Source organism: Streptomyces sp. NPDC015130 (assembly GCF_043080005.1).
Classification (GTDB): Bacteria; Actinomycetota; Actinomycetes; order Streptomycetales; family Streptomycetaceae; genus Streptomyces.
Window position 1 is genome coordinate 32,343 of record NZ_JBIBVC010000005.1, and the last position, 18,431, is coordinate 50,773.

The following is an 18,431-nucleotide window of genomic DNA, read 5'->3' on the forward strand; positions in this document are numbered from 1 at the left end:
GCTTACGCCTCCTTGAACGGGAAGCCGAGGTGACGGAGAAGGGCGCGGCCCTCAGCGTCGTTGGTCGCCGTGGTCACCACGGTGATGTCCATACCCCGGACACGGTCGATCTTGTCCTGGTCGATCTCGTGGAACATGACCTGCTCCGTGAGACCGAAGGTGTAGTTGCCACGCCCGTCGAACTGCTTGGGGGACAGACCACGGAAGTCGCGGATGCGCGGAAGCGCGAGCGACAGGGTGCGGTCCAGGAACTCCCACATGCGGTCGCCACGGAGGGTGACGTGCGCACCGATCGGCTGGCCCTCACGCAGCTTGAACTGCGCGATGGACTTGCGAGCCTTGGTGACGGCCGGCTTCTGACCGGTGATCGTGGTCAGGTCGCGGATCGCACCGTCGATCAGCTTCGAGTCACGGGCGGCGTCGCCGACACCCATGTTGACCACGATCTTCACGAGGCCGGGAACCTGCATGACGTTCTCGTACGAGAACTCCTCACGCAGCTTGCCCGCGATCTCCTCGCGGTACTTCGTCTTGAGACGCGGAGTGGTGGTAGCCATCAGATGTCCTCACCCGTCCGCTTGGCAACGCGGATCTTGTTGCCCTCGTCGTCGAAGCGGTAACCGACACGCGTGACGACCTTCTTGCCGTCCTTCTCCACGACCAGCTGGACGTTGGAGACGTGGACCGGAGCCTCGGTCGTGACGATGCCACCGGCCTGCGACGGGCCGGCCTTGGTGTGCTTCTTGACCCGGTTGACACCCTCGACGAGGACGCGGTTCTCGCGGGGGAAGGCCGTGATGACCTTGCCCTGCTTGCCCTTGTCCTTACCGGTGATGACCTGGACCAGGTCGCCCTTCTTGATCTTCATGCTTACAGCACCTCCGGCGCGAGCGAGATGATCTTCATGAACTTCTTCTCGCGCAGCTCACGGCCGACCGGGCCGAAGATACGGGTGCCACGAGGGTCGCCGTCGTTCTTGAGAATGACAGCGGCGTTCTCGTCGAAGCGGATGTACGAGCCGTCCTGGCGGCGGCGCTCCTTGACGGTGCGAACGATGACCGCCTTGACGACGTCACCCTTCTTCACGTTGCCACCGGGGATCGCGTCCTTGACGGTGGCGACGATGACGTCACCGATGCCCGCGTAGCGGCGACCGGAGCCACCGAGAACACGGATGCAAAGGATCTCCTTGGCACCAGTGTTGTCGGCGACACGCAGTCGCGACTCCTGCTGGATCACGTCTATCTCCTGATTGTCTGCCGGTTCCCGGCCGGGGCTTCAGCAGAAGCCCCGGCCGAGCCTGGCGGAACGAACTCGAAGGGTTACCCCTTCAAGAATTACTTGGCCTTCTCGAGGATCTCGACGACGCGCCAGTGCTTCGTGGCGGACAGCTTCCGGGTCTCCATCAGGAGGACGCGGTCGCCGATGCCGGCAGCGTTCTGCTCGTCGTGAGCCTTGAGCTTGTTCGTACGGCGGATGACCTTGCCGTACAGCGCGTGCTTGACGCGGTCCTCGACAGCGACGACGACGGTCTTGTCCATCTTGTCGCTGACGACCAGGCCCTCGCGGACCTTGCGAGCGTTGCGCTCGGTCTTCTCAGTCACGTTGCTCTCGCTCATCAGGCGTTCTCCACCGTCTCGATGCCCAGCTCACGCTCACGCATCAGGGTGTAGATCCGGGCGATGTCCTTACGGACGGACTTGAGCCGACCGTGGTTCTCGAGCTGACCCGTCGCCGCCTGGAAGCGGAGGTTGAACAGCTCTTCCTTGGCCTCGCGGAGCTTGTTGAGAAGCTCCTCGTTGCCCAGCTCGCGCAGCTCGGACGCCTTGGTACCGGCCGACATCACAGCTCACCTGCTTCGCGCTTCACGATCTTGCACTTCATCGGCAGCTTGTGGGCCGCACGGGTCAGGGCCTCGCGCGCGATCTTCTCGTTCGGGTAGGACAGTTCGAACATCACCCGACCCGGCTTGACGTTCGCGATCCACCACTCCGGAGAACCCTTACCGGAACCCATGCGGGTCTCGGCGGGCTTCTTCGTCAGCGGACGGTCCGGGTAGATGTTGATCCAGACCTTGCCGCCACGCTTGATGTGGCGGGTCATCGCGATACGGGCCGCCTCGATCTGGCGGTTGGTCACGTACGCCGGCGTGAGGGCCTGAATGCCGTACTCGCCGAACGCAACCTGCGTACCACCCTTGCTCATACCCGAGCGCTTGGGGTGGTGCTGCTTGCGGTGCTTGACCCTACGGGGGATCAGCATTTCGGTCAGGCCTCCGTTCCGGTGCTCTCAGCCGGAGCAGCGGCGGCAGCCTCGGCCTTGGGGGCCTCGGCGGCCGGAGCCGACTGCTGCGGCTTGCGGCCGCGGCCGCCACGCTCGCCACCGCGGCCACCACGGCCGGCCGGGCGGTCGCCAGCGCCGGCACCACGGGCCGGGCGGTTACCCGCACGGGCCGCAGCGTTCTCGGCGCGGACCTCGGCGATGTTCTTGACGTCGCCCTTGTAGATCCAGACCTTGACGCCAATACGACCGAAGGTCGTCTTGGCCTCGAAGAAGCCGTAGTCCACGTTCGCGCGGAGCGTGTGCAGCGGCACACGACCCTCGCGGTAGAACTCCGAGCGGGACATCTCGGCGCCGCCGAGACGGCCACCGCACTGGATCTTGATGCCCTTGGCGCCGGCCTTCATCGTGCCCTGCATGCTCTTACGCATGGCGCGACGGAAGGAGACGCGGGAGGAGAGCTGCTCGGCAACGGCCTGAGCAACCAGCTGAGCGTCCATCTCGGGGTTCTTGACCTCGAGGATGTTCAGCTGGACCTGCTTGCCCGTGAGCTTCTCGAGGTCACCGCGGATGCGGTCGGCCTCGGCGCCACGGCGGCCGATGACGATGCCGGGACGCGCGGTGTGGATGTCCACCCGCACGCGGTCACGGGTGCGCTCGATCTCAACCTTCGAGATGCCGGCGCGCTCCATGCCGGACGTCATCATCCGACGGATGGCGACGTCTTCCTTGACGTAGTCCTTGTACAGCTTGTCGGCGTACCAGCGGGACTTGAAGTCCGTGGTGATGCCGAGCCGGAACCCATGCGGGTTAACCTTCTGGCCCATTACCGGGTTCCTTCCTTGCTGCTGACGACCACGGTGATGTGGCTGGTCCGCTTACGGATCCGGAATGCACGGCCCTGAGCACGCGGACGGAACCGCTTCAGGGTCGGGCCCTCATCCACGTACGCCTCGCTGATGACCAGCGTGGAGGCGTCCGTGTGGTCGTAGTTGTGTGCAGCGTTGGCGATGGCGCTGTCCAGCACCTTGCCAACCGGCACGCTCGCGGCCTGCGGGGCGAAACGCAGGACCGCCTGAGCCTCCGTGGCATCCATGCCACGGATAAGGTCCACCACGCGGCGGGCCTTCATGGGCGTGACGCGGATGTACCGCGCCTGGGCCCTGGCTTCCATGGTTGTCCTTCCAGTGTCTGTCATGGTCATTCCACCCCGCTACTAGCGGCGCTTCGACTTCCGGTCGTCCTTCACGTGACCCCGGAAGGTGCGCGTCGGCGAGAACTCGCCGAGCTTGTGGCCGACCATCGACTCGGTGACAAACACCGGAATGTGGGTCTTGCCGTTGTGCACCGCGATCGTGTGGCCGAGCATGGCCGGGATGATCATCGAGCGACGGGACCAGGTCTTGATGACGTTCTTGGTACCGGCTTCGTTCTGGGCGTCCACCTTCTTGACGAGGTGGCCGTCGACGAAGGGTCCCTTCTTGAGACTGCGCGGCATCTAAACCCGCTCCTAGCGCTTCTTGTTCGTCTTGCGGCGGCGGACGATGTACTTGCTCGAAGCCTTCTTCGGCGAGCGAGTACGACCCTCCTTCTGACCCCACGGGGAGACCGGGTGGCGACCACCGGAGGTCTTGCCCTCACCACCACCGTGCGGGTGGTCGACCGGGTTCATCGCCACACCGCGAACGGTCGGGCGAACGCCCAGCCAGCGCTTACGGCCGGCCTTGCCCCAGTTGATGTTCGACTGCTCGGCGTTGCCGACCTCGCCGATGGTGGCGCGGCAGCGGGCGTCGACGAGACGGATCTCACCGGACGGCATACGAAGGTGGGCCATCGTGCCCTCCTTCGCGAGCAGCTGCACGGACGCACCCGCGGAGCGCGCGAACTTGGCGCCGCCACCGGGACGGAGCTCGATCGCGTGGATCGTGGTACCGACCGGGATGTTGCGGAGAGCCAGGTTGTTGCCGGGCTTGATGTCAGCGCCGGGGCCGTTCTCGACGCGGTCACCCTGCGTCAGACCCTTGGGGGCGATGATGTAGCGCTTCTCGCCGTCCACGTAGTGGAGCAGCGCGATGCGCGCGGTGCGGTTGGGGTCGTACTCGATGTGAGCGACCTTCGCCGGCACGCCGTCCTTGTCGTGACGACGGAAGTCGATCACCCGGTAGGCGCGCTTGTGGCCGCCACCCTGGTGTCGAACCGTGATCCGACCGGTGTTGTTACGGCCGCCCTTGCTGTGCAGGGGGCGGACCAGCGACTTCTCCGGCGTGGACCGCGTGATCTCGACGAAGTCGGCTACGGAGGAGCCACGACGGCCCGGCGTAGTCGGCTTGTACTTGCGGATTCCCATTTCTCAGTCCTCGTCCGATTCCGGACGATCCAGACCGCCCTTAGGCGGTCGGACCGCCGAAGATGTCGATACGGTTGCCCTCGGCAAGGGTCACGATGGCGCGCTTGGTGTCCTTGCGCTTACCGAAACCGGCCTTGGTGCGCTTGCGCTTGCCCTGGCGGTTGATCGTGTTGACCCCGGTGACCTTGACCGAGAAGACCGCCTCGACGGCCTGCTTGATCTGGGTCTTGTTGGAGCCAGGCGCGACGATGAACGTGTACTTGTTCTCGTCCAGCAGGGCGTAGCTCTTCTCCGAGACGACCGGCTTGACGAGAATGTCGCGCGGGTCCGAGAAGGTCTTGCTGGTGACGACGGCGTCAGTCATCAGGCGTCGCTCCCTTCGGTCTCAGCGGTCTGGGGGCCAGACACGAAGGACTCGAGGGCGGCCTGGGTGAAGACCACGTCGTCGGAGACGATCACGTCGTACGTGTTGAGCTGGCCCGGCTCCAGGATGTGCACCTGGGGCAGGTTGCGGGCGGACAGCCACGCGGCCTCGTCGGAGCGCTCGACGACCAGGAGCAGGTTCTTGCGCTCCGAGATCTTGCCGAACAGCGTCTTCGCGGCCTTGGTGGAGATGCCACCCTCGACCACGCCGGTGACGACGTGGATGCGGGAGTGGTTCGCCCGGTCCGACAGGGCACCGCGGAGGGCGGCGACCTTCATCTTCTTGGGAGTCCGCTGCGAGTAGTCACGCGGCACGGGACCGTGCACGACGCCACCACCGGCGAACTGGGGGGCGCGGGTCGAACCCTGACGGGCGCGGCCGGTGCCCTTCTGGCGGTACGGCTTCTTGCCACCACCGCGGACTTCGCCACGGCTCTTGGTCTTGTGCGTGCCCTGACGGGCCGCGGCCAGCTGCGCGACGACGACCTGGTGGATCAGCGGAACGCTGACCTTGGCGCCGAAGATCTCCGCGGGGAGCTCGACGGTCCCGGCCTTGTCGCCTGCCGGCGAAAGGATGTCAATGGTGCTCATCGGTTCCTCAAACCCCCTTGGCCGCGGTGCGGACCAGGACGAGGCCACCGTTGGGGCCGGGGACGGCGCCCTTGATGAGCAGCAGACCCTTCTCGGCGTCAACGGCGTGGACGGTCAGGTTCTGGGTGGTCACACGCTCGTTGCCCATGCGACCGGCCATCTTCATGCCCTTGAAGACACGACCCGGAGTGGCGCAGCCACCGATGGAGCCGGGCTTGCGGTGCACGCGGTGGGCACCGTGCGACGCCTTGCCACCACGGAAGTTGTGGCGCTTCATGACACCGGCGAAGCCCTTGCCCTTGCTCTTGCCGGTGACGTCGACCTTGACGCCGGCCTCGAAGAGCTCGGCGGTGATCTCCTGGCCGAGCGTGTACTCGGAGGCGTCAGCGGTGCGGAGCTCCACCAGGTGGCGGCGCGGGGTGACGTCAGCCTTGGCGAAGTGACCCTTGAGGGGCTTGTTCACCTTGCGAGGGTCGATCTCGCCGAAGGCGATCTGGACCGACTCGTAGCCGTCGACGTCGTTCGTACGGACCTGGGTCACGACATTCGGGCCGGCCTTGACGACGGTCACCGGGACGACCCGGTTGTTCTCGTCCCAGACCTGCGTCATGCCGAGCTTCTCGCCCAGGATGCCCTTGATGTTCTTAGCCATCTCGCGCGTCACCTCAGAGCTTGATCTCGATGTCGACGCCCGCCGGCAGGTCGAGACGCATCAGCGAGTCAACCGTCTTCGGCGTGGGGTCGAGGATGTCGATGAGGCGCTTGTGCGTGCGCATCTCGAAGTGCTCGCGCGAGTCCTTGTACTTGTGCGGCGACTTGATGACGCAGTACACGTTCTTCTCAGTGGGCAGCGGCACCGGGCCCGCGACCGACGCACCAGTGCGGGTCACCGTCTCGACGATCTTCTTCGCCGAGGAGTCGATGACCTCGTGGTCGTAGGCCTTGAGCCGGATGCGGATCTTCTGTCCCGCCATGGCTACTAGTAGTCCTTTGTCTCGTAACGCTCTGGCCTCCCGGTCGACTGTGCTTCCTGAGAAGCGCCGTCCTACCTCCGACCCACGCGGTCGGGCGTGTCGCACTCCCTCTACGCAGAAATCCCTAGGGATCTCCCAACCAAGGGGGTGCGGTCACCTGGACCGCGAGTCGGGGGTGGAACACCCACCGGGAGCCTGGCCGGCACCCCGCTGACGCTTCCCAGAAGATTCCCGTACGTCCGACCCGAGGGGTCGACGAGTACTGTGGGACTCGCTTCCGGTCCTCCCGACGGGAGGCGCGCAGCATCGGCACTCAACCGAGCAACCCCGACAGTCTGCCATACACGGGCTTCCGGCCGCCAATCGGCGGCGAAGACTGTACCCCACGTCACGTACGGACAAGCGCCGGGGCGCACGCGTGTTCCCGGACGCCCCTCCCGGCCGCCGTCACCCCAACCGGCGTGCCCGCTCCGTCAGATGGCGGCGCTCGGGTGCGCTCGTCGCGCGACGGGCCGCCGCACGGTAGGCCTCCGCCGCCCGCTCCGCGTCGCCGAGGAGTTCGAGGAGGTGTGCGCGGGTCGCCAGGAGCCGGTGGTGGTGGGCGAGGCGCCTGTCCTCCGCGAGGCCCGCGAGGAGCTCCAGGCCCGCCTCCGGGCCGTGCACCATCGCGACGGCGACCGCGCGGTTGAGCGTGATCACCGGGTTGTCCTCGGTCCGCTCCAGGAGCTCGTACAGGACGAGGATCTGCGGCCAGTCCGTGGCCTCCGCGGACCCGGCCCCGTCGTGCACGGCCGCGATCGCCGCCTGGAGCTGGTACGGGCCGACCTGCCCCTTCGGCAGCGTGCGGCCGATCAGCTCGACGCCCTCCCCGATCAGCCGGCCGTCCCAGCGGCTCCTGTCCTGCTCGGCGAGCGGCACCAGCTCACCGAGCGGGCTCGTGCGGGCCGGGCGGCGGGCGTCGGTCAGCAGCATGAGCGCGAGCAGGCCGGCGGTCTCGGTGTCCTCGGGGACGAGCCGGTGCAGGAGCCGGGTGAGGCGGATCGCCTCGGTGGAGAGCGCGGGCGCGGTGAGCACGTCGCCGCCGCTGGCCGTGTAGCCCTCGTTGAAGGTCAGGTAGAGGACGTGCCGCACCTCGGCGAGCCCCGCGGCCCTGGCCGCGCCCTCGGGCCGGGCGAGCCCTCCCCCGGCGGCCTTGACGGTCCGCTTGGCCCGGCTGATCCGCTGCGCCATGGTCGCCTCGGGCACCAGGAAGGCGGCGGCGATCTGCGCGGTGGTGAGGCCGCCGACGGCCCGCAGGGTGAGCGCGATCCGGCTGGGGGGCGACAGGTCCGGGTGGCAGCAGAGGAAGAGCAGGGCCAGCGAGTCGTCCGCCTCCGTCGCGGGGACGTCCGCGGCCCTGGCGACGAGCTCCGCCTCGGGCGTGGCGGACGCGAGGGCGTCCTCGCGGCGCCGGCGCGCGGCGTCGGCGCGCAGCTGGTCGATGTACTTGTGGGTCGCGACGGTGAACAGCCACGCGCGCGCGTTGTCGGGGACGCCGTCCTGCGGCCACTGCCGCGCGGCGGCGATCAGGGCCTCCTGGAGGGCGTCCTCGCAGGCGTCGAAGCCGCCGTGCCGCCGTACGAGCATGCCGAGCACCTGCGGCGCGCACTCGCGCAGCAGCGCCTCGATCTCCCGGGTTCCGCCCACACGTCCTCCGCGGTACGCGAGAAGGCCCCGCACCGTACGGTGCGGGGCCTTCTGCTGCAGCTACCTGAGCTACCAGGTCAAACCACCGAAGTTCGTGAGAACTTACTTGGTGATCTTGACGACCTGGCCGGCGCCGACGGTCCGGCCACCCTCACGGATGGCGAACTTGAGGCCCTCCTCCATGGCGATGGGCTGGATCAGCTCAACGCTCATGGCGGTGTTGTCGCCCGGCATGACCATCTCGGTGCCCTCGGGGAGGGTCACGACGCCGGTCACGTCCGTGGTACGGAAGTAGAACTGCGGGCGGTAGTTGTTGAAGAACGGGGTGTGACGGCCACCCTCGTCCTTCGACAGGATGTACGCCTGCGCCTCGAAGTTGGTGTGAGGCGTGACCGAGCCCGGCTTGATGATGACCTGGCCGCGCTCGACGTCCTCACGCTTGATGCCACGGAGGAGCAGACCGACGTTCTCACCGGCCTGGCCCTCGTCGAGGAGCTTGCGGAACATCTCGATGCCGGTGACCGTGGTGGTGGTCTTCTCGGTCTTGATGCCGATGATGTCGACGGTCTCGTTGACCTTGAGGACACCACGCTCGATACGACCGGTGACGACGGTGCCACGACCGGTGATCGTGAAGACGTCCTCGATCGGCATCAGGAACGGCTTGTCGACGTCACGCTCGGGCTGCGGGATGGACTCGTCCACCGCGTGCATGAGGCCGAGGAGCTTCTCGCCCCACTCCTTGTCGCCCTCGAGGGCCTTGAGCGCCGAGACACGGACGACCGGAAGGTCGTCGCCCGGGAACTCGTACTCGGAGAGGAGCTCACGGACCTCGAGCTCGACGAGCTCCAGGATCTCCTCGTCGTCCACCATGTCGGCCTTGTTCAGGGCGACGACGATGTACGGAACGCCGACCTGGCGGGCCAGGAGGACGTGCTCCTTGGTCTGCGGCATCGGGCCGTCGGTGGCGGCGACCACGAGGATGGCGCCGTCCATCTGCGCGGCACCCGTGATCATGTTCTTGATGTAGTCAGCGTGACCCGGGCAGTCGACGTGCGCGTAGTGACGCGACTCCGTCTGGTACTCGACGTGCGCGATCGAGATGGTGATACCGCGCTGGCGCTCCTCGGGAGCCTTGTCGATCTGGTCGAAGGCCGAGGCCTCGTTCAGGTCCGGGTACGCGTCGTGCAGCACCTTGGTAATGGCGGCCGTGAGGGTCGTCTTACCGTGGTCGATGTGACCGATGGTGCCGATGTTGACGTGCGGCTTAGTCCGCTCGAACTTCGCCTTCGCCACTGGTTCCTCCTGTGGAGTGGTTCTGTACGCCTTGCTTCATCGGCGCCAGGTGATCTTTGCTGGGATGCCAGTCGCCGGGGTCCGGTCCTCGGGGTTCCGGGGCGAAACCCCGGCGACTGGTGTCAAGCCTAAAGCGTGAACTCGGGAGAGTTACTCGCCCTTGGCCTTCGCGATGATCTCCTCGGCGACGTTCCGCGGAACCTCGGCGTAGGAGTCGAACTGCATCGAGTAGCTTGCGCGACCCGAGGTCTTGCTGCGGAGGTCTCCGACGTAGCCGAACATCTCCGAGAGGGGCACGAGGCCCTTCACGATGCGAGCACCGTGACGCTCCTCCATGGCCTGGATCTGGCCACGACGGGAGTTGATGTCGCCGATGACCTCACCCATGTAGTCCTCGGGCGTGGTGACCTCAACGGCCATCATCGGCTCAAGGATGACGGGGGAAGCCTTGCGCGCGGCCTCCTTGAAGGCCTGCGAACCGGCGATCTTGAACGCGAGCTCGGAGGAGTCGACCTCGTGGTAGCCACCGTCGAGAAGGATGACGCGGACGCCGGTCATCTCGTAGCCGGCCAGGATGCCGAACTGCATGGCCTCCTGCGCACCCGCGTCGACCGAAGGGATGTACTCCTTCGGGATGCGGCCACCGGTGACCTTGTTCACGAACTCGTACGAGGCGTCGCCGCCCTCGATGGGCTCGATCGCGATCTGCACCTTGGCGAACTGACCGGTACCACCGGTCTGCTTCTTGTGGGTGTAGTCCACGCGCTCGACGGCCTTGCGGATCGTCTCGCGGTACGCGACCTGCGGCTTGCCGACGTTCGCCTCGACCTTGAACTCGCGACGCATACGGTCGACGAGGATGTCGAGGTGAAGCTCGCCCATACCACCGATGATGGTCTGGCCGGTCTCCTCGTCCGAGTGCACCTGGAAGGAGGGGTCCTCCTCCGCGAGACGCTGGATGGCGACACCCAGCTTCTCCTGGTCACCCTTGGACTTGGGCTCGATGGCGACCTGAATGACCGGGGCCGGGAAGTCCATGGACTCCAGGATGACCGGGTTCTTCTCGTCGCACAGCGTCTCACCGGTGGTGGTCTGCTTCAGGCCCATGACGGCGACGATGTCGCCGGCGCCCACCGAGTCGATCTCCTCACGCTTGTTCGCGTGCATGCGGTAGATCTTGCCGATGCGCTCCTTCTTGCCCTTGACGGAGTTCAGCACCGCGGTGCCGGCCTCCAGGCGACCGGAGTAGATCCGGACGAAGGTGAGCTTGCCGAGGTGCGGGTCGCTCGCGATCTTGAACGCGAGGGCCGACAGCGGCTCGTCGTCGGACGGCTTGCGCTTCACGACGACCTCGGCGTCCTTGACGTCGTGGCCCTCGATGGCCTCGACGTCCAGGGGCGAGGGGAGGTAGCGCACGACCGCGTCGAGCAGGGGCTGGACGCCCTTGTTCTTGAACGCGGTGCCGCAGAAGACGGGGGTCACCGTGGTGTCGCCACCCTTGCCGGAGGCAATGGTGATGCGACGGACGGCGGCGTAGAGCTGCTCCTCGGTGGGCTCGGTGCCCTCGAGGAAGAGCTCCATGAGCTCCTCGTCGTTCTCCGCGATGGTCTCGACCATCTTGGCGCGGTACTCGTCGGCGAGCTCGACCAGGTTCTCGGGGATGTCGACGACGTCGTACATCTCGCCCTTGCTGGCCTCGGCGGACCAGACAAGCGCCTTCATACGAACGAGGTCGACGACGCCCTGGAAGTCCATCTCGGCGCCGATCGGGAGCTGCATGACGATCGGGGTCGCGCCGAGGCGGTCCACGATCATGTCGACGCAGCGCAGGAAGTCGGCACCGGTGCGGTCGAGCTTGTTGACGAAGCAGATACGCGGAACGCCGTAGCGGTCCGCCTGACGCCAAACGGTCTCGGACTGGGGCTCGACGCCGGCCACGCCGTCGAACACGGTGACAGCACCGTCGAGCACGCGCAGCGAACGCTCCACCTCGACGGTGAAGTCGACGTGACCCGGCGTGTCGATGATGTTGATCGTGTGATCGACATTCTCGAGCGGCCAGTGGCAGGTCGTCGCGGCGGACGTGATCGTGATGCCGCGCTCCTGCTCCTGCTCCATCCAGTCCATCGTGGCAGCGCCGTCGTGGACTTCACCGATCTTGTACGAGACGCCGGTGTAGAACAGGATCCGCTCGGTGGTGGTCGTCTTGCCCGCGTCGATGTGAGCCATGATGCCGATGTTGCGCACCTTGGCAAGGTCAAGCGAAGTGGTAGCCATATCGGCTCAGTCTTCTCTCGGTCTCGATGTGGGTTGCGACTACCAGCGGTAGTGCGCGAAGGCCTTGTTGGACTCGGCCATCTTGTGCGTGTCCTCACGCTTCTTGACCGAAGCACCGAGGCCGTTGGAGGCGTCGAGGAGCTCGTTCAGGAGGCGCTCGGTCATGGTCTTCTCGCGACGGGCGCGGGAGTAACCGACGAGCCAGCGGAGGGCCAGCGTGGACGCACGGCCCGGCTTGACCTCGATCGGCACCTGGTAGGTGGCGCCACCGACACGGCGGGACTTGACCTCGAGGGACGGCTTGACGTTCTCAAGCGCGCGCTTCAGCGTGATGACGGGGTCCTGGCCGGTCTTCTCACGAAGACCCTCCATGGCGCCGTACACGATGCGCTCGGCGGTGGAACGCTTGCCGTCCAGCAGGATCTTGTTGATCAGCGAGGTGACAAGAGGAGAGCTGTAGACCGGGTCGATGATGACCGGGCGCTTCGGGGCGGGGCCCTTACGAGGCATTCTTACTTCTCCTTCTTGGCGCCGTAGCGGCTGCGAGCCTGCTTACGGTTCTTGACGCCCTGCGTGTCGAGGGAACCGCGGATGATCTTGTAACGAACACCCGGCAGGTCCTTCACACGGCCACCACGCACGAGCACGATGGAGTGCTCCTGCAGGTTGTGACCCTCACCCGGGATGTAGGCCGTGACCTCGATGCCCGAGGTCAGACGCACACGCGCGACCTTACGGAGGGCCGAGTTCGGCTTCTTCGGGGTGGTCGTGAACACACGCGTGCAGACGCCACGACGCTGAGGGGAACCCTCGAGTGCGGGCGTCTTGTTCTTCTCGACCTTGTCCTGCCGGCCCTTACGGACCAGCTGCTGGATCGTAGGCACTACTTCTCCGGTTTCTGTGTGCCGTCGGTGAAACTAACCTGGAACACTCACCGACCCACGCGGTCGGGTGTGTCGAATCTCGCGGACCTCCGCCGAAGGCGGAAAAGGCGCGGATCACGGTGGCCGTTTCGCGGACTCACTGTGCGGCGGAAGACACGCACGCGAGCCCAGGCACACCCCAGGCACAAGGCTTGAGCGTACCTATCGCACGGACTCCGGTCAAAACAAATGGCCACGCACGCGGCCTCCGGGCGGGGCCGGGCGGGGTCGGCCGGAAGCGGGCCAGGTCAGGCACGGTCGGGACGGCACGGGCCGGGGACGGCACCGGGCACGGCCGGGCAGACCGGGCGCGATGCCGGGCACCGGCGGATGCGGTCGGCCGGACGCTTGCGGGCGCGGTCGGCCGGGCACCGGCGGACACCGGCAAGCACGGTCGGCCGGACACTGGCGGGCGCGGTCGGCCGCGCCCGGGTGCCGGGCCGGCCGTCAGTCGCGCGCGGTGCGCCGCGCTTCGGCGGCGGCCTCCTCCAGGCCCTCCTCGTCGGGCTCCAGGAACTGGTTCACGACCTTGACGAAGACACCCATGCGCTCGTCAGGCACGCCGAGCCAGCGGGCGAAGTCCTCCATGGTCGGCTGCCAGTCGTTGGGCGGCAGCAGGTCCGCCGCCAGCGGCAGCTCCTCCGGGGTGACCCGGCCGGACCGGATCAGCATGTCGCGGACGGAGACCCCGAGGAGCGGGGCGATCCGGCGCATCGTCTCCAGGTCGGGCATGCTCTGCCGCTGGAGCAGGCGGGTCACGGCGGCGCGGTGCACCCCGGCCTCGTCCGCGATCCGGGACTTGCCGCCACCGCGGGGACTGTCGATGTCGTATCCGCGCGCTCTCATCAGGCCTTCGACCCAGCCCGCGAATTCGTCGAGCCCTTGACTGGTCATGTGTACCGCTCCCTCACTCCCCACCCTTCCGAATTCCTTACTTTAGCGTGCTTGCGCGCACGGAATTACGTGCTTTCGGGCACGCAATCGTGTCGAATCGATGAAGACCCAGTCGGGGCACCCTCACAAGTTTGTTGCGCGCTCGCACGCAACGTGTCAGGCTGCTCATCGCCGCACTCGCCGGCCCCCTGAGCCCCAGCAGCCCCACCGGCCCCATGGACGCCCCGGTGGCCCCGGACCGTGGAGAAACCTCTTGTTCCCGACCGACCCGTCCCCCTGGCAGGCCTCCGCCGCATGCGCCGGCCTCTCCCCGTCCGTCGTCTTCGCCCGCCGGCCCAAGGACGCCGCTCCGGCCCTGCGCGCCTGCGCCGACTGTCCCGTCCGCCGGGAGTGCGAGGCGGCCGTGGCCCCGGCCGAGAGCTACTTCGACGGCGTCTGCGCCGGGCGCCTGTGGCGCAACGGCCGTGCCGCGGACGCGGAGCGCGTCGCGAAGGCCGTAGCGAAGGCGGGGGGCCGTCGCCGTGGCTGACCTCACCGACCGCACAGGCCGCGCCGATCACCCGGACCGCACGGACCTCACCGACCGCACGGACCGCACAGGCCTCGCCGACCGCGGCGACCGCACCGTCGAGCCCGTGTTGCGGGACATCACCCTCTGGACCGCCTCCCTCGTACGCCAGTTCCCCGAGCTCGCCGAGGAGCTGGCCCCCGGCCGCCGCTCCCCCGCCGGGACCGCGCCCACCGCCCCGCACCCCGGCCGCGACGAGCTGATCCGCGAGGAGCGGCGCGAGGCGCTGCTCCTGGAACAGCGGCACGGCCTCTCCGTACCCGGGCACGGCGCCGCCCCGATCCGGCTCCACATCTCCGACGCCATCCGGGACATCACCGACGGCGTGGTGGAGCTGGAGGAGGCGGTCTGCGCCCGGCTCGCCCTGCCGAGGCCGCGCCGCGCCGGGGTGATCGAGCGGCTGCGGCGGATCGTCGGACTGCTCGACGCCGTCGCCGCCCACCCGGTCCTCGCCCGGCACGTCCGGGACGAGATCCGGCGGATGGCCCGCCGGTGCGCGCGGACCCTGGGTGACGCGGAGACGATCGTCCGGGTCTCGGGGCGCTGCCCGTGGTGCGACTCGGTGTCGCTGCGGGCGTTCCCCGACCGGCGTGCGGTGCTGTGCGTGAACCCGGCGTGCGTGTGCACGGACGCGGCGTGCGGATGCCAGGACGACCCCGCGTACCGGCACCTGTGGGCCGAGGCGCAGTGGGCGGAACTGACGGAGGCCTCGGGGACCCGTACCGAGGAGATCGAAGCGGCGATGGACGACACGAAGGAGACCTCATGCTGAGCTCGCCCGCGATGCCCGCACTGCCGGCGCTGGCCGCGATGCCCGCCCTGATCCCCGGCCCGCTCGCCGCCGAGGAGGCCGGGGTCGCTCCCGCGACGATCCGCAAGTGGGTCCAGCTGGGACACCTGCGGGCCGCGGGCAAGGCGGGCCGCGCGCAGCTCTTCCGCCTGGAGGACGTCTTCGCGGCGGAGCGGCTGGCCCGCCGCCGTACGCGTACCACCTGACCTCGCATGCATGACGAAGCGCCCCGACTCCGGATCCGGAGTCGGGGCGCTTCGTCGTGCCGTCAGGCCGTGAGGAAGGCGCCGAGCGAGCGGACCAGGCTGTCGGCGAAGCGCTCGCGCACCGGCTCGGCGACTCGGTCGAGGGAGAGGTACGGGTTGAGGTCCTCCAGCTCGACGAGGAGGAGCCCGCCCTCCGGGGTGCGGCAGGCGTCGACGCGCTGGATGCCGTGGTCGAGGGTGTTCCAGTCGACGAAGCGGCGCGCGAAGGCGAGGTCGTCCTCGGTCGGCTCGTACGGCTCCAGGACCCAGCGGCGCTCGGGTTCGGGGGCGTACAGCGCGTACTGGAAGAGGTCGTCGACGAAGTAGAAGGAGACCTCGTACCGGAAGTGGACGCGCGGCTGGACGAGGAGGTCGCCGTACGGGAGGGCGGCGAGCTCGTCCCGCCCCACGAAGCGCAGGCCTATGGAGTCGGCGCCGGCCTTGGGCTTGACCGCGTACTCCGTGGCGTCGGGCAGCCGGTGGAGGTCCTCGGGACGGTCGGCGGTGGGGATGACGGGGTACCCGGCGGCGGTGAGGTCGAGCAGGTACTGCTTTCCGGCCATGTCACCGCGGCCGTGGAGCGGGTTGTAGACGCGGGTGCCGAGGGCCAGGGCGCGCTCGCGGAAGGCCTCGTACTCCTTCTCGTACGCGAGGACCGGGCCGCTGTTGCGGACGACGACCGCGTCGAAGGCCTCCATGAGGGCGGCGGCGTCGAGCGGGTGGCAGAGCGCGAGGTCGAAGTCGGCGCGCAGCCGGGCGGTGAGGCGGATGTCCTCGTCGCCGTAGCGCCGGCCCTTGGCCGGGTAGGCCAGGTCGGTCACGTAGAGCAGGCGGGGGCGGGTGGCGGACACGGGCGGCTCCCTCGGTCGGGTCGGGACAACCTATCGAGGCGGCTCGCGGCGGGGTCCGGCACGTCCTTGCGCATTCCCCGACGGTTCTAGTTGCGTGCGCGCACGATCGCTGTCACAGTTGGTGCAGCGGCGGAGCTGCGCCCGCAGGACGGGACGCGGCTCCGCCGTCCGCCGTCCGGGAGCGCTGCCGCGCCCCGCCCCCTCCCGCCGGAGCGCCCCGGGCGGCGCCCCGTCCCGCCATCCCTCCCCTCCACCGAGGAGAACCGTCATGACCACTCCCCCGAGTGCTTTCCCGGACGTCGAGAAGCTGGTCGTCGACGTCCTCAAGGCCGACCCCGCCCTCGCCGGCGCCACGATCGCGGTCAACGCGCCGGCCGGCTTCGACGGCACGCAGAGCGCGGTCCTGGTGAACCGCCGCGGCGGCGCCTGGATCGGCGACCAGCACGTCGACATGCCGCTGATCGAGTTCGAGGTGTACGGGCCGAGCAAGACCGCCGCCCACGTCCTCGCCAACGGCGCCCGGCGGGCGCTGCTCGCCACCATCGGCAAGCAGATCGGCGCCAACAACGTCGTGCACGACGTCGAGGAGCAGGACGGGCCGCGCTGGCTGCCCGACTACCTCTACCGGGGCGCGAACCGCTACCTCTGCGTGATCCGCCTCTCCCTGAGCGTCTTCTAGGCGCTCGACCCCTGAGCCCCACTCCCCCACCCCCTGGGCGTCCCCCGAGCCACACCGGCTCCCTGACGGGCGCTCACCCCACAGACCAGGCCTCGCCGTCCGGCGGGGCCTTTGCCGTACCCGGAATCCCATGTCCGGGGCGGTCAGCCCTCACCACACAAGGAGAAACACCACCATGGCTGGAAACAACTCTGCCGAGATCCGCGTCGCAGGTACCGGCAAGCTCTACGTGGCCGACGCCGGCACCGCCGCCCCGGCCACCTTCGGTACCGACGCCGCCGCCGACTGGACCGGCGCGGGCTGGAAGGACCTGGGCTTCACGACCGGCGACGGCGTCACCTTCTCGAAGAAGGACAAGCTGGAGGCCATCGACTCGTGGCAGTCGGTCTCCCCGGTCCACTACATCTACTCGGCCCGTGACCTCTCGCTGAAGTTCTCGATGCTCCAGTTCAACGAGCTGACGCTGCCCTTCTTCATGGGCGGTGGCGAGGTCAAGGCCGAGCCGACCCCGGCGGTCGACACGTACCGCTACGAGATCGCCGAGCGCCCGTTCGCCGACGTGCGTGCCCTCGGTCTGGAGTTCACCGACGTCAAGGCCGGTGGCACGACCGCGGTCACGTACCGCTTCATCATCCCGCGTGGCCAGGTCACCGCCTCCGACGACATCAAGCTGGCCCGCAAGGCGGCCTCCCAGCTCGGTATCACCTTCTCCGCCATGTCGAAGGGCGACGGCAAGCCGCTGGCGACCTTCCTCATGAAGGACAGCCAGTACGGCGCGGCGGTCTGATCCAGCTCCACCCGGGGCGGGACGGCCGACCGCCGTCCCGCCCCACCCCTCTCCTCTTCTCTTCACCCGACCAAGGAGTACGCATCCCATGGCCCGTTTCGACGTCAACGCCGCCCGCGCCCAGCGCCAGGAGGCCCACGGCCGCAAGTGGTCCTTCGAGCTGGACGGCGAGACCTACACCCTTCCGACGGAGCTCAGCCGCAGCAACGCCAAGGCGCTGCGCAAGCTCGACGACAACGACGTGGACGGCCTGCTCGCACTCCTGATGGGTGAGGAGCAGTTCAACCGCTTCGAGCAGCACGACATCACCATGCAGGACATCGCCGCCATCCTGGAGGCCTACGGCAAGGAGACCGGGCTCGGCCTGGGGGAAGACTGAGCCTCGTCGAGTTCATTGACGAACACGCCGAGGCCCTTGAGGCGGACCTCCTCCGCTACTACGGGGTCGACATCCTCGACTGGCACCGCGAGGAGCTCTCCAGCAGGCGGGTACTCGCGCTGATCAAGCACCTGCCGCGGGACTGCGCCCTCCAGCGCGAGCTCAACGGCGAGGCCGCCGAGTGGTCGATCACCGACCACCTCCTCGCGGCGACGGTGGACCATCTGGCCGTGTCGAACTGGATGTTCCAGTGCGTCAACGGATCCGAGGACAGCGACCAGCCGGATCCGCCGAAGCCCGTACCCCGCCCGGGCACCAAGGACGAGGACGAGGAGACCGCAGGACAGGACGAGCGGTCCCCCGAGGCGGAGACCCCCGCGATCTCCCCCGAAGGGCTCGCCCGGTTCTTCGGCTGAAGCCGAAGCGTCACGCCCCCGCTGC

At 68.1% G+C, this 18,431-nt stretch carries 28 protein-coding genes; 7 read left to right on the forward strand and 21 right to left on the reverse strand.

Features of this window, described 5'->3' with window-relative positions:
• Window positions 1–2: 2 nt before the first annotated feature.
• From rplE to ACF08F_RS11540, 20 genes are all read right to left on the reverse strand, one after another.
• On the reverse strand, window positions 3–560 hold the full coding sequence (rplE, locus tag ACF08F_RS11445) for a 50S ribosomal protein L5 (RefSeq protein WP_099054322.1): 558 nt from the start codon (window positions 558–560) through the stop codon (window positions 3–5).
• A complete protein-coding gene (gene rplX, locus ACF08F_RS11450) occupies window positions 557–868 on the reverse strand; it encodes a 50S ribosomal protein L24 (RefSeq protein WP_015035583.1) in 312 nt (103 codons plus the stop codon). The genes rplE and rplX overlap by 4 nt, the downstream gene beginning before the upstream one ends.
• Before the next feature lie 2 nt (window positions 869–870).
• On the reverse strand, window positions 871–1,239 hold the full coding sequence (gene rplN / locus ACF08F_RS11455; protein ID WP_003956455.1) for a 50S ribosomal protein L14: 369 nt from the start codon (window positions 1,237–1,239) through the stop codon (window positions 871–873).
• Between the two features lie 98 nt (window positions 1,240–1,337).
• Window positions 1,338–1,619 (reverse strand): 30S ribosomal protein S17, encoded by a 282-nt coding sequence (rpsQ, locus tag ACF08F_RS11460; RefSeq protein WP_030208995.1) that lies wholly within the window; start codon window positions 1,617–1,619, stop codon window positions 1,338–1,340.
• On the reverse strand, window positions 1,619–1,843 hold the full coding sequence (gene rpmC, locus ACF08F_RS11465) for a 50S ribosomal protein L29 (protein WP_017239580.1): 225 nt from the start codon (window positions 1,841–1,843) through the stop codon (window positions 1,619–1,621). The genes rpsQ and rpmC overlap by 1 nt, the downstream gene beginning before the upstream one ends.
• Window positions 1,843–2,262: a 50S ribosomal protein L16 gene (rplP, locus tag ACF08F_RS11470; protein WP_015035580.1), complete on the reverse strand. Its 420-nt coding sequence runs from the start codon at window positions 2,260–2,262 to the stop codon at window positions 1,843–1,845. The genes rpmC and rplP overlap by 1 nt, the downstream gene beginning before the upstream one ends.
• A gap of 5 nt (window positions 2,263–2,267) precedes the next feature.
• On the reverse strand, window positions 2,268–3,107 hold the full coding sequence (gene rpsC, locus ACF08F_RS11475) for a 30S ribosomal protein S3 (RefSeq protein ID WP_015035579.1): 840 nt from the start codon (window positions 3,105–3,107) through the stop codon (window positions 2,268–2,270).
• Entirely contained in the window at window positions 3,107–3,454 is a 348-nt protein-coding gene (gene rplV / locus ACF08F_RS11480) for a 50S ribosomal protein L22 (protein WP_392298292.1), read from the reverse strand. Before rplV ends, rpsC begins: the two co-directional genes overlap by 1 nt.
• Window positions 3,455–3,496: 42 nt before the next feature.
• Window positions 3,497–3,778 (reverse strand): 30S ribosomal protein S19, encoded by a 282-nt coding sequence (gene rpsS, locus ACF08F_RS11485; protein WP_015035577.1) that lies wholly within the window; start codon window positions 3,776–3,778, stop codon window positions 3,497–3,499.
• A 12-nt stretch (window positions 3,779–3,790) separates the two neighbouring features.
• Complete coding sequence (rplB, locus tag ACF08F_RS11490) at window positions 3,791–4,627, reverse strand: 50S ribosomal protein L2 (RefSeq protein ID WP_030318653.1); 837 nt, start codon at window positions 4,625–4,627, stop codon at window positions 3,791–3,793.
• Window positions 4,628–4,667: 40 nt separating this feature from the next.
• The gene (gene rplW / locus ACF08F_RS11495; protein ID WP_141295699.1) at window positions 4,668–4,991 is read right to left on the reverse strand and encodes a 50S ribosomal protein L23; all 324 of its coding nucleotides are present in this window, start codon (window positions 4,989–4,991) and stop codon (window positions 4,668–4,670) included.
• Window positions 4,991–5,641 (reverse strand): 50S ribosomal protein L4, encoded by a 651-nt coding sequence (gene rplD, locus ACF08F_RS11500; RefSeq protein ID WP_392298293.1) that lies wholly within the window; start codon window positions 5,639–5,641, stop codon window positions 4,991–4,993. The genes rplW and rplD overlap by 1 nt, the downstream gene beginning before the upstream one ends.
• A gap of 7 nt (window positions 5,642–5,648) precedes the next feature.
• A complete protein-coding gene (rplC, locus tag ACF08F_RS11505; protein WP_024755405.1) occupies window positions 5,649–6,293 on the reverse strand; it encodes a 50S ribosomal protein L3 in 645 nt (214 codons plus the stop codon).
• 13 nt (window positions 6,294–6,306) lie between these two features.
• The gene (rpsJ, locus tag ACF08F_RS11510) at window positions 6,307–6,615 is read right to left on the reverse strand and encodes a 30S ribosomal protein S10 (protein WP_003948644.1); all 309 of its coding nucleotides are present in this window, start codon (window positions 6,613–6,615) and stop codon (window positions 6,307–6,309) included.
• Window positions 6,616–7,062: 447 nt separating this feature from the next.
• Window positions 7,063–8,301 carry an RNA polymerase sigma factor gene (locus ACF08F_RS11515; RefSeq protein WP_392298294.1) on the reverse strand — a complete coding sequence of 413 codons (1,239 nt, stop codon included), beginning with the start codon at window positions 8,299–8,301 and terminating at the stop codon, window positions 7,063–7,065.
• A gap of 102 nt (window positions 8,302–8,403) precedes the next feature.
• Window positions 8,404–9,597, reverse strand: coding sequence for an elongation factor Tu (gene tuf / locus ACF08F_RS11520; protein WP_365337558.1), 1,194 nt, complete (start codon window positions 9,595–9,597; stop codon window positions 8,404–8,406).
• Window positions 9,598–9,747: 150 nt separating this feature from the next.
• On the reverse strand, window positions 9,748–11,874 hold the full coding sequence (fusA, locus tag ACF08F_RS11525) for an elongation factor G (RefSeq protein WP_392298295.1): 2,127 nt from the start codon (window positions 11,872–11,874) through the stop codon (window positions 9,748–9,750).
• Window positions 11,875–11,913: 39 nt separating this feature from the next.
• A complete protein-coding gene (rpsG, locus tag ACF08F_RS11530; RefSeq protein ID WP_055641845.1) occupies window positions 11,914–12,384 on the reverse strand; it encodes a 30S ribosomal protein S7 in 471 nt (156 codons plus the stop codon).
• Window positions 12,385–12,386: 2 nt separating this feature from the next.
• On the reverse strand, window positions 12,387–12,758 hold the full coding sequence (gene rpsL, locus ACF08F_RS11535) for a 30S ribosomal protein S12 (protein WP_003948652.1): 372 nt from the start codon (window positions 12,756–12,758) through the stop codon (window positions 12,387–12,389).
• A 486-nt stretch (window positions 12,759–13,244) separates the two neighbouring features.
• Window positions 13,245–13,691, reverse strand: a complete 447-nt coding sequence (locus ACF08F_RS11540; RefSeq protein WP_392298296.1) for a helix-turn-helix domain-containing protein — start codon at window positions 13,689–13,691, stop codon at window positions 13,245–13,247.
• 253 nt (window positions 13,692–13,944) lie between these two features.
• Between ACF08F_RS11540 and ACF08F_RS11545 the strand changes: the two genes are divergently transcribed.
• From ACF08F_RS11545 to ACF08F_RS11555, 3 genes are all read left to right on the forward strand, one after another.
• Window positions 13,945–14,220: a WhiB family transcriptional regulator gene (locus ACF08F_RS11545; RefSeq protein WP_055641847.1), complete on the forward strand. Its 276-nt coding sequence runs from the start codon at window positions 13,945–13,947 to the stop codon at window positions 14,218–14,220.
• A gap of 106 nt (window positions 14,221–14,326) precedes the next feature.
• Window positions 14,327–15,031, forward strand: a complete 705-nt coding sequence (locus ACF08F_RS11550; RefSeq protein WP_392298717.1) for a hypothetical protein — start codon at window positions 14,327–14,329, stop codon at window positions 15,029–15,031.
• Window positions 15,025–15,255, forward strand: coding sequence for a hypothetical protein (locus ACF08F_RS11555; RefSeq protein WP_392298297.1), 231 nt, complete (start codon window positions 15,025–15,027; stop codon window positions 15,253–15,255). Before ACF08F_RS11550 ends, ACF08F_RS11555 begins: the two co-directional genes overlap by 7 nt.
• Before the next feature lie 62 nt (window positions 15,256–15,317).
• On the opposite strand, the gene ACF08F_RS11560 is transcribed toward ACF08F_RS11555, so the two are convergent.
• The gene (locus ACF08F_RS11560; protein ID WP_392298298.1) at window positions 15,318–16,145 is read right to left on the reverse strand and encodes a hypothetical protein; all 828 of its coding nucleotides are present in this window, start codon (window positions 16,143–16,145) and stop codon (window positions 15,318–15,320) included.
• Between the two features lie 268 nt (window positions 16,146–16,413).
• On the opposite strand from ACF08F_RS11560, the gene ACF08F_RS11565 reads away from it, so the two are divergent.
• From ACF08F_RS11565 to ACF08F_RS11580, 4 genes are all read left to right on the forward strand, one after another.
• Window positions 16,414–16,824, forward strand: coding sequence for a hypothetical protein (locus ACF08F_RS11565; protein WP_392298299.1), 411 nt, complete (start codon window positions 16,414–16,416; stop codon window positions 16,822–16,824).
• A 175-nt stretch (window positions 16,825–16,999) separates the two neighbouring features.
• Window positions 17,000–17,611, forward strand: coding sequence for a phage tail protein (locus ACF08F_RS11570; protein WP_392298300.1), 612 nt, complete (start codon window positions 17,000–17,002; stop codon window positions 17,609–17,611).
• Between the two features lie 88 nt (window positions 17,612–17,699).
• Window positions 17,700–17,990 carry a hypothetical protein gene (locus ACF08F_RS11575; RefSeq protein WP_392298301.1) on the forward strand — a complete coding sequence of 97 codons (291 nt, stop codon included), beginning with the start codon at window positions 17,700–17,702 and terminating at the stop codon, window positions 17,988–17,990.
• 230 nt (window positions 17,991–18,220) lie between these two features.
• Window positions 18,221–18,406: a hypothetical protein gene (locus ACF08F_RS11580; protein WP_392298302.1), complete on the forward strand. Its 186-nt coding sequence runs from the start codon at window positions 18,221–18,223 to the stop codon at window positions 18,404–18,406.
• Window positions 18,407–18,431 lie beyond the last annotated feature (25 nt).

Coding starts and splice junctions, on each gene's coding strand:
- ACF08F_RS11565 (WP_392298299.1), top strand. CDS start 16,414: ATGACCACTCCCCCGAGTGCTTTCCCGGACGTCGAGAAGCTGGTCGTC.
- ACF08F_RS11540 (WP_392298296.1), bottom strand. CDS start 13,691: ATGACCAGTCAAGGGCTCGACGAATTCGCGGGCTGGGTCGAAGGCCTG.
- fusA (WP_392298295.1), bottom strand. CDS start 11,874: ATGGCTACCACTTCGCTTGACCTTGCCAAGGTGCGCAACATCGGCATC.
- rpsG (WP_055641845.1), bottom strand. CDS start 12,384: ATGCCTCGTAAGGGCCCCGCCCCGAAGCGCCCGGTCATCATCGACCCG.
- rplX (WP_015035583.1), bottom strand. CDS start 868: ATGAAGATCAAGAAGGGCGACCTGGTCCAGGTCATCACCGGTAAGGAC.
- rplW (WP_141295699.1), bottom strand. CDS start 4,991: ATGACTGACGCCGTCGTCACCAGCAAGACCTTCTCGGACCCGCGCGAC.
- ACF08F_RS11570 (WP_392298300.1), top strand. CDS start 17,000: ATGGCTGGAAACAACTCTGCCGAGATCCGCGTCGCAGGTACCGGCAAG.
- rplB (WP_030318653.1), bottom strand. CDS start 4,627: ATGGGAATCCGCAAGTACAAGCCGACTACGCCGGGCCGTCGTGGCTCC.
- rplC (WP_024755405.1), bottom strand. CDS start 6,293: ATGGCTAAGAACATCAAGGGCATCCTGGGCGAGAAGCTCGGCATGACG.
- rpmC (WP_017239580.1), bottom strand. CDS start 1,843: ATGTCGGCCGGTACCAAGGCGTCCGAGCTGCGCGAGCTGGGCAACGAG.
- rpsS (WP_015035577.1), bottom strand. CDS start 3,778: ATGCCGCGCAGTCTCAAGAAGGGACCCTTCGTCGACGGCCACCTCGTC.
- rpsQ (WP_030208995.1), bottom strand. CDS start 1,619: ATGAGCGAGAGCAACGTGACTGAGAAGACCGAGCGCAACGCTCGCAAG.
- rplD (WP_392298293.1), bottom strand. CDS start 5,641: ATGAGCACCATTGACATCCTTTCGCCGGCAGGCGACAAGGCCGGGACC.
- rplP (WP_015035580.1), bottom strand. CDS start 2,262: ATGCTGATCCCCCGTAGGGTCAAGCACCGCAAGCAGCACCACCCCAAG.
- ACF08F_RS11555 (WP_392298297.1), top strand. CDS start 15,025: ATGCTGAGCTCGCCCGCGATGCCCGCACTGCCGGCGCTGGCCGCGATG.
- rpsC (WP_015035579.1), bottom strand. CDS start 3,107: ATGGGCCAGAAGGTTAACCCGCATGGGTTCCGGCTCGGCATCACCACG.
- rplV (WP_392298292.1), bottom strand. CDS start 3,454: ATGGAAGCCAGGGCCCAGGCGCGGTACATCCGCGTCACGCCCATGAAG.
- rpsJ (WP_003948644.1), bottom strand. CDS start 6,615: ATGGCGGGACAGAAGATCCGCATCCGGCTCAAGGCCTACGACCACGAG.
- ACF08F_RS11575 (WP_392298301.1), top strand. CDS start 17,700: ATGGCCCGTTTCGACGTCAACGCCGCCCGCGCCCAGCGCCAGGAGGCC.